Below are 13230 nucleotides of genomic sequence, written 5' to 3'. Positions count from 1 at the left end.
GTTGCCTTAGGGGGTAAAGCTGACTTCCAGCGCGGAATAGAACGGTGCCCGTGGTGGGATGAACACGGCGCGGTCGCGGACGTAGCGTTGCAGGCAGATTGCCAGCGGTGAGCTGCCTTCGCGCCAGGTCTGCTGGACGCGGCCATCGGCGTCCAGCTGCATGACGATGGTGAATGGGCTGAAATCGTGCTGCGGCTGGCCCAACGCACACGCCGTCACGCCGGCGTCCAGCAGTTGTCGCTGGGCGGTCAGCATGGTTTGCCGTGCCGGCCCGGTGACGGTGGCCTCGTCACGCGCGGCCAGGCGTTTGGCGTCGTACACCTCCAGCGGCACCGGGTCGGCGGCCTGGGTGGCCGCCAGCCAGAGTGCGAGCAGCGTGGCTGCCATGGCTGTCAACGGCCTCCGCGCGGTCCGCGTTTGCCGCCACCCCGTGGGCGCGGCGGCTTGGCGCCGTATGGGTTGAACGTGCCGGCGTGATCGGACGGGAAGCTGGGGGCGCTGGCCGGATGGCCGTACGGTTTGGCCGGACGCTTCGGCCGGGCTTCGCCGGTTGTTGCACGTTTGCCGCTGGCGGCGCGGGCGCCGCGTGCGCCGGGGTTGCGATGCCCGGCCGGGCCGGTGTCCACGCCTTCCGGGACATACCAGGTGCGCATGGCTGCCGGGTTGTCACCACGCTGCTCACCGGGTTTCATGCGCTGGCCGGGTTGGCGCGGGCCTTTCACTTTCAGGCGCTTGTCGCGTTGTTTGGCCGCCATTTCGCCGGTCACGGTGAGGCCGGTCGAGGTCTTCTGGCCGCGCCGGCCGCGGTCTTCGCGGAACTGGTCAAAGCGGCGCAGTTCGCGGCCTTCGTCGGCCGTGTTGTGCCCGTTGACGTAGCCCTGTCCGCGGGTGTTGGCGGCGATCACGGTCTTGCTGGCCCGGCGTTGGCCCAGCACCGGCATCAGGGTCAGTGCGGAGGGCACAGCATCTTCCAGCCCCACCGATTTGCGCAGCGCTTCGACTTCAGCGGGCGGCAGTTCTTGGAATTTGCCGCGCAGCAGCGGCTGTGGCAGCCGGATCTGGCCATAGCGGATGCGCTTCAGGCGTGAGACCTGGCAGCCCTGCGATTCCCACAGCCGGCGGACTTCGCGGTTACGGCCTTCCTTGAGCAGCACCCGGAACCAGTCGTGGGAGTCGCTGCTGCCAATGCGCTCGATCTCGTCGAACTTGGCCGGGCCATCTTCCAGCGCCACGCCACGGGCGAGCCGATCGACGATCTTGTCGCTGACGTGATCCTCGCCCTCCGGTGGACGCACGCGGCAGACGTATTCGCGCTCGACTTCGTGGCTGGGGTGCATCATCGCGTTGGCCAGCTCGCCATCGGTGGTCAGCAGCAGCAGGCCGGTGGTGTTGATGTCGAGCCGGCCGATGGCGATCCAGCGTGCGCCTTTGAGCACCGGCAGCGCGTCGAACACGGTCGGCCGGCCCTCGGGGTCTTCGCGAGTGGTGACCTCACCTTCGGGCTTGTTGTACATCAGTACCCGCGGCGAGTCGCTAAGGGCGGTGGCGACGAAGGTCTTGCCGTCGATTTCGATTTTGTCGCCGCCGCTGATGCTCATGCCGGTCTGGGCGACTTCGCCATTGACTTTGACCTGGCCTTCAGCAATCCGCTGTTCCAGGGCGCGGCGCGAGCCCAGCCCGGCCTGCGCCAGCACTTTGTGCAGGCGTTCGGTCAGTCGCGGTGCCGTCGTGTCAGTCGCGGTGTCACGTTTCAGGCTCAGGGGGCGGCGGGGGGTGTCGTGCTGGTTCATGCAGTGTGCTCCGACGTGGCGTGCGGCGTGTCTTCGGCCGGTGCGACGTCTGGGGTGTGGGAGGAAATGGAGGAGGTGGCACTTGCGGTGCCGGAAGTGCTGTCAGGGTCAGGATCGGCCGCTGCCAGCGCGCGGGTGGATTCGGCGGGATCGGTGTGCGGGTCGGACGCCGTGTTGGCCGGGATGGCCGGTTCCAACGGCAGTTCTGGTTCCAGCTCGCCGATGTCTTTGAGTTCGGACAGCGGTGGCAGCTCGTCCAGCCGTTTCAGCCCGAAATAGTCGAGGAAGGCCTTGGTGGTGGCCAGCAGTTCCGGCTTGCCGGGCACATCGCGATGGCCGACCACGCGGATCCAGCCGCGTTCTTCCAACGCCTTGATGATGCTGCTGTTGACGGTGACGCCGCGGATCTGTTCGATCTCGCCGCGGGTGATCGGCTGCCGGTAGGCGATCAGTGCCAGCGTTTCCAGCGTGGCCCGGGAATATTTGGTCTGGCGCTCGGTCCACAGCCGGGCAACCCAGGGGTGGACGTCTTGCTTGACCTGGTAGCGCCAGCCGCTGGCCACTTCCACCAGTTCCACGCCGCGCTCGGCGCAGGCGGCCTGAAGGTCGGCCAGCGCCTGTTCGATACTGCCTTCCGGTGCGGGTGCATCCAGCGGGAACAGGCCCTTGAGCTGGACCAGGTCGAGCGGCTGGCTGGACGCCAGCAATGCCGCTTCCACGATGCGGGTGACGAGGGCTTGGTCGATGTCGGTCATGCGTCGGTGGGGGAAACCGGGGTGTCGAATTCGTCGCTGAGGGCGTCGCGGTCCGGGGGCTGCTCGCCAGCCAGCGATTTCACGTAGATCGGGGCCAGCGGGGCTTCCTGGACGATATCGACCAGCTGCTCCTTGGCCAGGGTCAGCAGGCTGAGGAAGGTCACCACGATGCCGAGCCGGCCTTCTTCCATCACAAACAGGCTTTCGAAACGGTGGAAGGCACCATCGGCCAGCCGTTCCAGCAGTTCGCCCATGCGCTGGCGCACGCTGAGCGCCTCGCGCCGGATGGCGTGCTTGCCTTGCAGTTCGGCGCGGCGCAGCACCTCATGCAGGGCCAGCAGCAGCTCGCGCAGATCCACCGGCGGGGGCAGGCGGATCGTGGTGCGATCCGGCACATGGGCCTGCGCCACGCTGGTGTCGCGCTCCAGCCGGGGCAGGGCATCCAAGTCCTCGGCCGCCTTCTTGTAGCGTTCGTACTCCTGCAGGCGGCGAACCAGTTCGGCGCGCGGGTCTTCTTCCTCGCCTTCCTCGCTCGGCGGCCGCGGCAGCAGCATGCGCGACTTGATCTCGGCCAGGATCGCGGCCATCACCAGATAGTCGGCAGCCAGCTCGAAGCGCAGCTCGTGCATGGCCTGGATGTATTCGACGTACTGGCGGGTGATTTCCGCGACCGGGATGTCCAGGATGTCCAGGTTCTGCCGTCGGATCAGGTACAGCAGCAGATCCAGCGGCCCTTCGAAGGCATCCAGGATGACCTCCAGCGCATCCGGTGGGATGTAGAGGTCCTGCGGGATCTGCAGCACCGGCTGGCCGAGCACCACCGCCAGCGGGATTTCCTGCTGCTGCGGATGCGCATTGGCATTTGAGTTTTGCTGGGGCGCGTCGCACATGGCGGCGCTGGCTTCGGCTGTCATCGGGTTGCGGCCCCCTCCGGGCCACCGCATGAATCGGGCAATGGCCGCGACACGGCGGCCGGTGGCATTGCGCTTGCTGCAGATCCGCCATGCCTGGACGCCTGCGCCGGACGGGCACAGCACAACCGGTGGCGGGAAGGCCGGATCGGCGGGCGCGAAGCGGCGTGGGGTGCCGGCGGGTCGCGCGGGCCGCTGGATACGGGCCTGACGTGTTGGCAAGCCTACGCATTCGGCGCGGCCCTGTCCACTGGCAGCAGCGTCGAAACCGTGTGCGATTCAGAAAGCCAGCCGTCACAGCGGCGCGCAGCCCGGCCGGACGGTCCCTACAATGCCCGCTCTGACGCAACGGAGGCGAGATCTTCCATGTGGTATGTCATCGAAGGCTACGACGGGCCGGACATGCTGGCCCGGCGCCAGGCGGCGCGGCCTGCACATCTGGCGCGGCTGCAAGCCTTGCGCGACGAGGGACGGCTGCTGCTGGCCGGGCCATGCCCGGCGATCGATGCCGAGGATCCGGGCGAGGCCGGGTTTAGCGGCAGCGTGGTGGTGGCCGAGTTTGCTTCGCTCGAAGCGGCGCGGGCCTGGGCCGAGGCCGATCCTTATGTGGCGGCCGGGGTCTATGCCCGGATTGAGGTGCGGCCGTTCCGCAAGGTGTTGCCATGAGTGAATGGACCGAAGCCGATATTCCCCGTCTCAACCCGGCGCGGATTGCGCGCATGCGCGAGCTGCTGGAGGCGGCGCTGGCGCCGCAGTCATTGCAGATCCGTGACGACAGTCACCGTCACGCCGGTCATGCCGGCAGCCGCGGCGGGCTGGGGCACTTCCATGTCGAGATCGTCAGCGCGGCGTTTACCGGCAAATCGCTCCTGGCCCGCCACCGGATGATCCACGCCGCACTGGGGCAGATGTTGCAGACCGATATCCACGCCCTGTCGATCCACGCCCGGGCCCCGGACGAGGCGGAGTGAGGCCGTTATACTCGCCGGGCAGTCCCGGCGGGGGCGCAGAGTGGTTGAGTGCCGTCCGCCGGGCCGGATACCCGCGTCAGGCTGGCAACGCCAGGATGGCGTTGTTCAGACCGTCCTTCGGGAGTCCCGATCCATCCATTGTCTGGCAGCACACACGGCTGCCTGGGGTGCACGTCGCGCATGCGTCTTTCCACCATCAAGTTGTCCGGGTTCAAGTCGTTCGTTGATCCCACCACCTTGCATCTGCCCACCAACCTGACCGGCATCGTCGGGCCGAACGGGTGCGGCAAATCCAACATCATCGACGCCATCCGCTGGGTGATGGGCGAGAACGCCGCCAGCCGCCTGCGTGGCGACTCGCTGGCGGATGTCATCTTTTCCGGAAGTTCCGCCCGCAAGCCGGTGTCGCAGGCGTCGGTGGAGCTGATCTTCGACAACAGCGATCACACCATCACCGGCGAGTACGCCGCGTTCAACGAAATCTCGGTCAAGCGCACGGTCAGTCGGGACGGACAGAGCCAGTATTACCTCAACGGCACCAAGTGCCGGCGGCGTGACATCACCGACCTGTTCCTTGGCACCGGCCTCGGGCCGCGCAGTTATTCGATCATCGAGCAGGGCATGATCACGCAGGTGATCGAGGCCCGGCCGGAGGAGCTGCGCGCCCACCTCGAGGAAGCGGCCGGCATCTCCAAGTACAAGGAGCGCCGGCGGGAAACCGAAACCCGCATCCGCCATACCCGGGAAAACCTCGATCGTCTCAACGATCTGCGCGAGGAAGTCGGCAAGCAGTTGCAGCACCTGGCCCGGCAGGCCAAACAGGCCGAGCAGTACACCGCGATCCAGGCCGAACGCAAAATCAAGGAAGCGCAATGGCGGGCACTGGAGTTCCGCACCCTGGACGCCCAGCTTGCCAGTCTGCGGGAACGGCTGCAGCGTGAAGAAACCCGGCTGGAACAACTGATTGCCGAGCAGCGCCATGCCGAAACTGCGCTGGAAACCGGCCGCGCCCGCCGTGAGGCGGCCAGCGAGGCGCTCAATGCCGCGCAGGCAGCGGTCTATCAGGTCAGCGCCAACCTGGCCCGGATCGAACAGCAGATCAACCATCAGCGGGAAATGGCGCAGCGCCTGCTGCGTGCGCGTGACGAGGCGCAGGCGGCACTGGCCGAGCTGGGCGGCCATATCCGCGATGACCAGCAGAAACTGGAGGCGCTGCGGGCGGCGGTGGCAGATGCCGAGCCGCAACTGGACGCGTTACGGGAAGAAGAACTGCAGCGGCAGGATGCCTTGCAGGAGATCGAGGAGCGGCTGGCCGACTGGCAGCAGCGCTGGGACACCTACAGCCGCGAACAGGCCGAGGCGGCGCGCGCCAGCGAGGTGGAGCGCACCCGCATCGAACATCTGGACCGGCAGATCTTCGATGCCGATCGTCGCCGCCAGCAGTTGCGCGAAGAGCGCGCCGCGCTTGATCTCGATGCCCTGGCGACCAGCTTCGAACAGGTGCAGCAGCAGCTCGAAACTCGGCGCGAGGAGGTGGAACGGCTGACCGCCGAGCTGGATGCGCGCCGGCAGGCGGCTGCCGATATCCAGGAGCGCAGCCGGGTGGCGCAGTCGGCACTGGCCGAGCTGCGCAAGCAGGCCCAGGCAGCGCGTGGCCGGCTGGCGTCGCTGGAAACCCTGCAGGCCGCCGCGCTGGGGCAGGAACAAGGCGCCGCCCGGCAGTGGTTGCAGGCGCACGGTCTGGATGATGCCGCCCGGGTGGGCGAACGCCTGCAGGTCGAGCCGGGCTGGGAAACTGCGGTGGAAGCCGCGCTCGGTCAGTTGATCGAAGCGGTGATCGTGGAGGTGCCGCAGGCGCTGGTCGAGGCGCTGGCTGAGCTGGGCGATGGCCGTCTGGCGCTGGTGGCCAACGACGATGATGACAGTGCATACCCGCCAACTTCGCTGGCCGCACGCGTGCGTGGCCCGCGTGCCATCCGGCGCCTGCTGGCGTCGCTGCACGGTGCCGACACCCTGACCGAGGCCCGCACCCTGCTGGCCCGCCTGGGTGAGGGCGAGTCCGTGGTCACCCGCGCCGGTGAGCGGATCGGTGCCGGCTGGGTTCAGATCAATCGCACTGGCGCTGCAAGCCAGGGCGCGCTGCTGCGCGAGCGGCAGATCCAGGCCTTGCGGGCTGAAATCGACGCCATGGTCGAGCGCGAGCACGTGCTCGAAACCGAACTGGCCGAGCTGCGCGACGCGCATCTGGCCGCCGAGCAGCACCGCGAAGATGCTCAGCGCCAGCTGTATCTGGCCCACCGCAGCGTCTCGGAACTGGCAGGCCAGTTGCAAAGCCAGCAGGGCCGTCTGGACAACGCCCGCAGCCGGATCAAACGGATCGATGCCGAGCTGGTCCAGGTCGAGGAGTTGCTGGAGACGGGCAAGACCCAGGCCGCCCAGGCACGGCAGCGGATCGAAGAGGCCCTGGCGCGGATGGGCAATCTGGAGTCCACCCGCCAGACCCTGGAGAACGAGCGCCGGTATCTGATGGAGCGGCGCGAAGCGGCCGCGGCGGCGGCCCGCAAGGCGCGCGAGGCCGCCCATTCGTTGGCCCTGACGCTGGAATCGCAGCGCGTGCAGATCGTGGCGCTGGTGCAGGCGCTGGAGCGCATGGGAGGACAGCGTGGTCAGCTAGACGCACGCCTGTCCGAGCTGGCCGACCAGCTGGCGCAAGGCGATGCGCCGGTGCAGGCGCTGGAGGCCGAGCGGCAGGTTGCACTGGAAGAGCGGGTACGGGCCGATCGGGCGCTGGCCGAGGCGCGCTCGCAGCTGGACGGTATCGATGCCGAACTGCGTGAGCACGAACAGCGCCGCCAGCAGCGCGATGCCCAGGCCCTGAGCCAGCGCGAGTGCATCGCCCAGTTGCGGCTGGAGCAGCAGGCGCTGGCGCTGAAGGCCGAGCAGTTGAGCGCGGCCGTCACCGAGGCGGGATTTGAGATGCAGGCCCTGCTCGATGAACTGCCCGCCGAGGCCACCCCTGCCGAATGGGAACGCGCGGTGGCCGAGCTGGATGCGCGGTTGCGGCGGCTGGAGCCGGTCAATCTGGCCGCCATCGCCGAACACGCTGAGGCGGCCCAGCGCAAGGACTATCTGGACGCCCAGCACGCCGACCTGACCACGGCGCTGGAAACGCTGGAGGAGGCCATCCGCAAGATCGACCGGGAAACCCGCGGACGCTTCAAGGACACCTTCGACCGCGTCAACAGCAGCTTCCAGGCGCTCTATCCGCGGCTGTTCGGTGGCGGCCATGCCTATCTGGAACTGACCGGCGACGATCTGCTGGAAGCCGGTGTGTCGATCATGGCGCGGCCGCCCGGCAAGCGCGTTTCCAATATCTCCCTGCTGTCCGGCGGCGAGAAGGCAATGACGGCGGTGGCGCTGGTATTTGCCATCTTCCAGCTCAACCCGGCGCCGTTCTGCCTGCTCGACGAAGTGGACGCACCACTGGACGAGGCCAATGTCGGGCGCTACACCGCGCTGGTCAGGGAGATGAGCGAGCAGGTACAGTTCCTGGTCGTCACCCACAACAAGGTGACCATGGAGGCGGCGTTCCAGTTGGCCGGTGTCACCATGCGCGAACCGGGTGTGTCGCGCCTGGTGTCGGTGGATCTGGCCGAGGCAGCGCGGCTGGCAGGGGCAGAGTGAGACGGCAGACGGAGGCGGCATGAGCGACATGACCCTGTTGCGGATCGGCATCGCAGTGGCGATGTCAGTTTTGCTCGGCGCGATCATCTATTTCGGCCGCAGCCGCAACGCAGGGCAGGGCCGGCGGGTGGCGCGCGCGACGGGGCGCAGCGGGGAACAGCAGGCTCCGGACGCGGGCACGGTCGATCGCGCCAGCGCGCACGAAGACGTGGCCCAGGACGAGCTGCCGCTGGCGCCGCCTCCCGAGCGGGTGTTGCCGGGCAAGCGTGTCAGCGACCAGTTCGACCGCATCGTGACCCTGTACGTGGCCGCCAAGGCCGGCTGCACCCTGCGCGGCCCGGATATTCTGGTCGCGGCGGAGAAAGCCGGGCTGACCTTCGGCTACATGGACATCTTCCACCGCCTGGTGGATGGCCGTCCGGAGCTGGGGCCGATCTTCAGCGTGGCCAACATCATCAAGCCCGGCAGTTTCGATCTGACCCAGATCGACAGCCTGGAAACTCCGGCGCTCGCCTTTTTCCTGACCCTGCCAGCACCGGTGCCGGCGCTGGATGCCTGGGAAACCATGGAGCCCGCGGCGCAGCGCATGGCCGACCTGCTCGATGGCGTGGTGCTCGACGAAGATCGCAATGCATTGGGGCGGCAGCGCATCCAGTACATCCGTGACGAGCTGCGTGCCTACGATCGCCAGAATGCCGCCCCGCCGCTGGGGCGCTCCACGCGCTGGTGACGTCAGCCATACGCCCGGCGTGCCTGGCACGTAAAATCCTGCGATGCCCACCGTCGCCGAAAAAATTGCCGAACTGCGTCAGCGGATCGAGGACGCCAACCGGCGTTATCACCTGCTGGACGATCCAGACCTGACCGACGCCGAATACGACGCTTTAGTGCGCGAACTGGAAGCGTTGGAGCGCGCGCACCCGGAACTGGCCAGCCCGGATTCGCCCACCCGCAAGGTGGGCAGCGCGCCCTCCGGTCGGTTCCCGCCGGTGGTGCATGCGGTGCCGATGCTGTCGCTGGCCAATGCCTTCAGCGACGAGGAAGTGGCCGATTTCGTGCGCCGCATCAGCGAACGACTCGGCCGCCCCGACGAAGAGCTGGTGTTTTCCGCCGAACCCAAGCTCGATGGGTTGGCGATCAGCCTGCGTTACGAAGGCGGACGGTTCGTGCAGGGGGCCACCCGCGGCGATGGCAGCACCGGCGAGGACGTGACCGCCAACCTGCGCACCATCAAGGTGATCCCGCAGCAGTTACATGGCAGCGGCTGGCCGGAGGTGCTGGAGGTGCGCGGTGAGGTGTACATGGCGCGCGCCGACTTCGAACGCTGGAATGAGCATGCCCGGCGGCATGGCGACAAGGTGCTGGCCAACCCGCGCAATGGCGCCGCAGGTTCCCTGCGCCAGCTGGATCCGCGCATCACCGCACAGCGGCCGCTGAGTTTCTATGCGTATGGCGTTGGCCAGGTCGAGGGGGGCGCGCTGCCGGCGACCCATTCGGCCACCCTGGCGCGTCTGCGCGAGTGGGGGTTTCCGGTCAGCGATCTGATTGCACTGGAGCGCGGTCTGAATGGCTTGCTTGGCTATTACCGGCGGATCGGCGCGCAGCGCGACCAGTTGCCGTTCGACATCGACGGCGTGGTGTACAAGCTCGATGACTACGCAGGTCAGCGCGAGATGGGCTTCGTGGCGCGTGCCCCGCGCTGGGCCATTGCCCACAAGTTCCCGGCGCAGGAGCAGACCACGGTGGTCGAGTCGATCGAGGTCAGCGTCGGTCGTACCGGTGTCGTCACGCCGTGGGCGCTGATGCGTCCGGTGCAGGTGGGCGGCGTCACCGTCACCCGCGCCACCCTGCACAACGCCGATCACGTGGCCCGGCTGGACGTGCGAGTGGGGGATACCGTGATCGTGCGTCGCGCCGGCGATGTCATTCCGGAAGTGGTGAAGGTGGTGCTGGCTCGCCGCCCGCCCGGGACCCACCCGTGGCAGATGCCCACGCACTGTCCGGTGTGTGGCGCCGAGCTGGTGCGCGAAGAGGGCGCGGCCGCCTGGCGCTGCTCCGCCGAGCTCAGTTGCCCGGCGCAACGGGTGCAGGCGGTGCTGCACTTCGCGTCACGGCGGGCGATGGATATCGACGGCCTGGGCGAGCGCTACATCGAGTTGCTGGCCGAGTTCGGCTATCTGCGTGACGTGGCCGACCTGTACCGGCTGACCCTGGACGATCTGCTGGAGATGAAACGTCGCGCGGATGAGCGCGACGGAACCGTGCCGGAGTCCGTCCGCACCGGCAAAGTGGCCACCCGCTGGGCCGAGAACCTGCTGGCGGCCATCGACCGCAGCCGCACCACCACCCTGGCCCGGTTTCTTCATGCCCTGGGGATCCCGCACGTGGGCGAGAGCACGGCCAAGGCATTGGCGCAATGGTTTGGCGACATGGCAGTGATCCGCACCTTGTCGTGGCCGCTGTTCAAGTGCGTGCCCGATGTCGGTGGCGAAGTGGCGCGGGCGATCGGTCACTTCTTCGATCAGGCCGGTAACCAGCGGGTGATCGATCGCCTGTTCGAAGGCGGGGTGCGGATCACCGATGCCCATGCGCCCGACCCGCGTCTGCGTCCGTTGTTGACGCTGGAGCAGCTGCTTGTCGATCTGGAGATTCCCCGGCTGACCCCGCTGCGGGCGACGCAACTGGCGGCGGTGTATTCCGATGCCCAGGCGCTGCTTGCGGCACCCCACCATGCGCTGGTGAGCGCCGGCCTGCCGGACGATGCCGCGCAAGCGCTGTGCGACTGGCGCAGCGATCCGGCCAATGCCCGCCTGCTGCTGCGCAGTGCCCAGGCACAGCAGCAGCTGCGCCAGCGCCTGCCGGACACAGCCACCGCCACCGGCGGCCCCTTGACCGGCAAGACCGTGGTGCTCACCGGCACCCTGTCCAGCATGACCCGCGACCAGGCCAAGGAAAAACTCGAAGCCTTGGGCGCCAAGACCGCCGGCAGCGTGTCCAAAAACACCAGCTTCGTGGTGGCTGGCGCCGAGGCCGGTTCCAAGCTGACCAAGGCCGAGCAGCTGGGGATCGAGATCTGGGACGAAGCCCGGTTTCTGGACTTTCTGCGTGAGCATGGCGCATGAGTCAGCAGTGGCGTCCGACCGCGACTTACCCGGCATTGCAGCTGCGTGCCCGCTTCAATCGGCTGGTGCGCGAGTTCTTCCATGCCCGCGGTGTGCTGGAAGTGGAAACGCCGGTGCTGTCAGTGGCGGGCAATACCGAGCCCAACATCGCCTCGTTTTCACTACGGTTTTCTGGCCGCACCGACGGCGCGCCACCAACCCGCTGGTTGCGCACCTCGCCCGAGTTCGCTCTCAAGCGGCTGCTGGTGGCTGGCATTGGTGACTGCTACGAGCTGGGCCGGGTGTTCCGCGATGGTGAAGCCGGCAGCCGTCATAACCCGGAGTTCACGCTGCTGGAGTGGTACCGGGTCGGCTGGGATCATCTGCGCCTGTTGGAAGAAACCATCGAGCTGGTGCAGGCCGCGCTGGCGCTGGTCGGGCGCACGGCGCGGGTCGAGCGGGTGAGTTTTCGTGACCTGTACTGGCAGCAGCTTCAGGTGGACCCGTTCCAGGCCGACCTCGACACCCTGGCCCAGGCATTGGGGGATGTGCAGATCGACCCGACCGGTCTTGGTCGCGATGACTGGCTGGACCTGCTGATGACCCATCGCTTGCAGCCGGCGTTTGCGCCCGACCGGTTGCTGGCGGTGTATGACTGGCCGGCCTCGCAGGCGGCGCTGGCGCGCATCCGTGCCGGCGATCCGCCGGTGGCCGAGCGCTTTGAATTGTACCTAGGCCCGCTGGAGCTGGCCAATGGCTATCACGAGCTGTGCGATGCCAGCGAGCAGCGGGCCCGGTTCGAACGCGATGTGGCGGTGCGGGCGCAGCGTGGTTTGCCGGCGGTGCCGATCGACGAGGCGCTGCTGGCGGCGCTGGCGCATGGCATGCCCGCCTGCGCGGGCGTGGCCGTGGGAGTGGATCGCCTGCTGATGGCGCTGCTCGACACGGACCGCATCGCCGAGGTGCTGGCGTTCGATTTTGCGCATGCCTGAATGACCGTCGGCCGGGCAGTGCCCCGTTACGCGTCCGCAAGCGCCGCAGCCCGAGGGCCCGCGCAGCGGATGGATATGTACGGCAATCTGCCGTATCATTGCGTGCGGAGGATCGCCGTCATGCCCGCACCCGCCTCGACTGCCCGCCTCGAAGCCAGGATCAGCCCGGAACTGCATGCGCTGCTCAAACGTGCCGCCGAGCTTCAGGGGCGCACCATGACCGATTTCGTCGTGACGGCGGTGCAGGAGGCAGCGCAGCGCGCCATCCAGCAAGCCGAAATCATCCGTCTGTCGCTTGCCGATCAGGAATGCTTTGCGCAAGCCCTGTTGTCGCCGCCAAAACCAGCGCCTGCGCTGAAACGCGCTTTCGCTCGTCGTCGCAAGCTTCTACGTGCTGAATGAGTCGTGCGCCGTTCCTGCTGGCGCCGTTCGATGCCAAGTATGACCGCGCCGCGTTCGACAGTGGTTCGGAGCCGCTGAACCGTTACCTGCGCGAACAGGTCAGCCAGGACATTCGTCGTCGCGTGGCTGCCTGTTTTGTGGCCTTGGCGGACGGGAATCGCATTGCCGGGTACTACATCCTGGCGTCGGCAAGTTTGTTGCTGACTGATCTTCCGGCCCGCATCGGCAAAAAGCTGCCGCGCTATCCCACCGTGCCAGCCGTTCGTATGGGCCGCCTGGCTGTCGATCAGGCATTCAAAGGGCAGGGGCTGGGTGGCGCTCTGCTGGCCGATGCGATCGACCGCGCCGCCTGTTCGGAGATCGCCGCCTTTGCGCTGATCGTGGATGCCAAGGATGCGGGCGCTGCGGCCTTCTATCGGCATCATGGCTTTATCGCGCTGCCCGATTCGCCGCTGACGCTGTTCCTGCCGCTGGCAACCGTCAAGCCGTCTTGAGGTTCGTTGCAAGCGTATCCCGGAGTGCCTGCTCTTCTGCGCCAACGCGAGCTACGCGATGTCCTACACGCAAGCCGACCTGGAAGCCCTCGAGTGTCCGTTGATCAGATCTGCGCCAACGTGAGCTACG

The 13230-nt window shown here is 67.6% G+C and carries 11 protein-coding genes and 1 pseudogene; 8 read left to right on the top strand and 4 right to left on the bottom strand.

From position 1 onward, the window contains the following. Positions 1-6: 6 nt before the first annotated feature. The 4 genes and pseudogenes from BUA29_RS12370 to BUA29_RS01360 all read right to left on the bottom strand — a co-directional run bounded on the left by BUA29_RS12370 (position 7) and on the right by BUA29_RS01360 (position 3435). The gene (locus tag BUA29_RS12370; RefSeq protein ID WP_245770473.1) at positions 7-387 is read right to left on the bottom strand and encodes a hypothetical protein; all 381 of its coding nucleotides are present in this window, start codon (positions 385-387) and stop codon (positions 7-9) included. A gap of 5 nt (positions 388-392) precedes the next feature. Next, positions 393-1790: a 23S rRNA pseudouridine(2605) synthase RluB gene (gene rluB, locus BUA29_RS01370; RefSeq protein ID WP_072754849.1), complete on the bottom strand. Its 1398-nt coding sequence runs from the start codon at positions 1788-1790 to the stop codon at positions 393-395. A 166-nt stretch (positions 1791-1956) separates the two neighbouring features. After that, positions 1957-2536, bottom strand: a pseudogene (gene scpB / locus BUA29_RS01365) (SMC-Scp complex subunit ScpB); the annotation flags it as partial. 5 nt (positions 2537-2541) lie between these two features. Further along, the gene (locus tag BUA29_RS01360) at positions 2542-3435 is read right to left on the bottom strand and encodes a segregation/condensation protein A (protein WP_072754882.1); all 894 of its coding nucleotides are present in this window, start codon (positions 3433-3435) and stop codon (positions 2542-2544) included. Positions 3436-3822: 387 nt separating this feature from the next. Here BUA29_RS01360 and BUA29_RS01355 point away from each other — a divergent pair, with 387 nt between their 5' ends. The 8 genes from BUA29_RS01355 (at position 3823) to BUA29_RS01320 (ending at position 13100) form a co-directional block, all read left to right on the top strand. Continuing rightward, positions 3823-4122, top strand: coding sequence for a YciI family protein (locus tag BUA29_RS01355; protein ID WP_072754848.1), 300 nt, complete (start codon positions 3823-3825; stop codon positions 4120-4122). After that, the gene (locus tag BUA29_RS01350; RefSeq protein ID WP_072754847.1) at positions 4119-4427 is read left to right on the top strand and encodes a BolA family protein; all 309 of its coding nucleotides are present in this window, start codon (positions 4119-4121) and stop codon (positions 4425-4427) included. The genes BUA29_RS01355 and BUA29_RS01350 overlap by 4 nt, the downstream gene beginning before the upstream one ends. 180 nt (positions 4428-4607) lie before the next feature. Then, positions 4608-8111 carry a chromosome segregation protein SMC gene (smc, locus tag BUA29_RS01345; RefSeq protein WP_072754846.1) on the top strand — a complete coding sequence of 1168 codons (3504 nt, stop codon included), beginning with the start codon at positions 4608-4610 and terminating at the stop codon, positions 8109-8111. A gap of 19 nt (positions 8112-8130) precedes the next feature. Beyond that, positions 8131-8841 carry a cell division protein ZipA gene (gene zipA / locus BUA29_RS01340; RefSeq protein WP_072754845.1) on the top strand — a complete coding sequence of 237 codons (711 nt, stop codon included), beginning with the start codon at positions 8131-8133 and terminating at the stop codon, positions 8839-8841. 43 nt (positions 8842-8884) lie between these two features. After that, on the top strand, positions 8885-11233 hold the full coding sequence (ligA, locus tag BUA29_RS01335; RefSeq protein WP_072754844.1) for an NAD-dependent DNA ligase LigA: 2349 nt from the start codon (positions 8885-8887) through the stop codon (positions 11231-11233). Beyond that, entirely contained in the window at positions 11230-12204 is a 975-nt protein-coding gene (gene epmA / locus BUA29_RS01330) for an EF-P lysine aminoacylase EpmA (protein ID WP_072754843.1), read from the top strand. Before ligA ends, epmA begins: the two co-directional genes overlap by 4 nt. 120 nt (positions 12205-12324) lie before the next feature. Beyond that, a complete protein-coding gene (locus BUA29_RS01325) occupies positions 12325-12606 on the top strand; it encodes a type II toxin-antitoxin system TacA family antitoxin (RefSeq protein WP_072754842.1) in 282 nt (93 codons plus the stop codon). Continuing rightward, the gene (locus tag BUA29_RS01320) at positions 12603-13100 is read left to right on the top strand and encodes a GNAT family N-acetyltransferase (RefSeq protein ID WP_072754841.1); all 498 of its coding nucleotides are present in this window, start codon (positions 12603-12605) and stop codon (positions 13098-13100) included. Before BUA29_RS01325 ends, BUA29_RS01320 begins: the two co-directional genes overlap by 4 nt. The last annotated feature ends 130 nt before the right edge of the window (positions 13101-13230 follow it).

Source organism: Thermomonas hydrothermalis (assembly GCF_900129205.1).
GTDB lineage: Bacteria > Pseudomonadota > Gammaproteobacteria > Xanthomonadales > Xanthomonadaceae > Thermomonas > Thermomonas hydrothermalis.
Note: the sequence above shows the minus strand (reverse complement) of the source record. Positions and strands in the feature narration are given on the sequence as shown.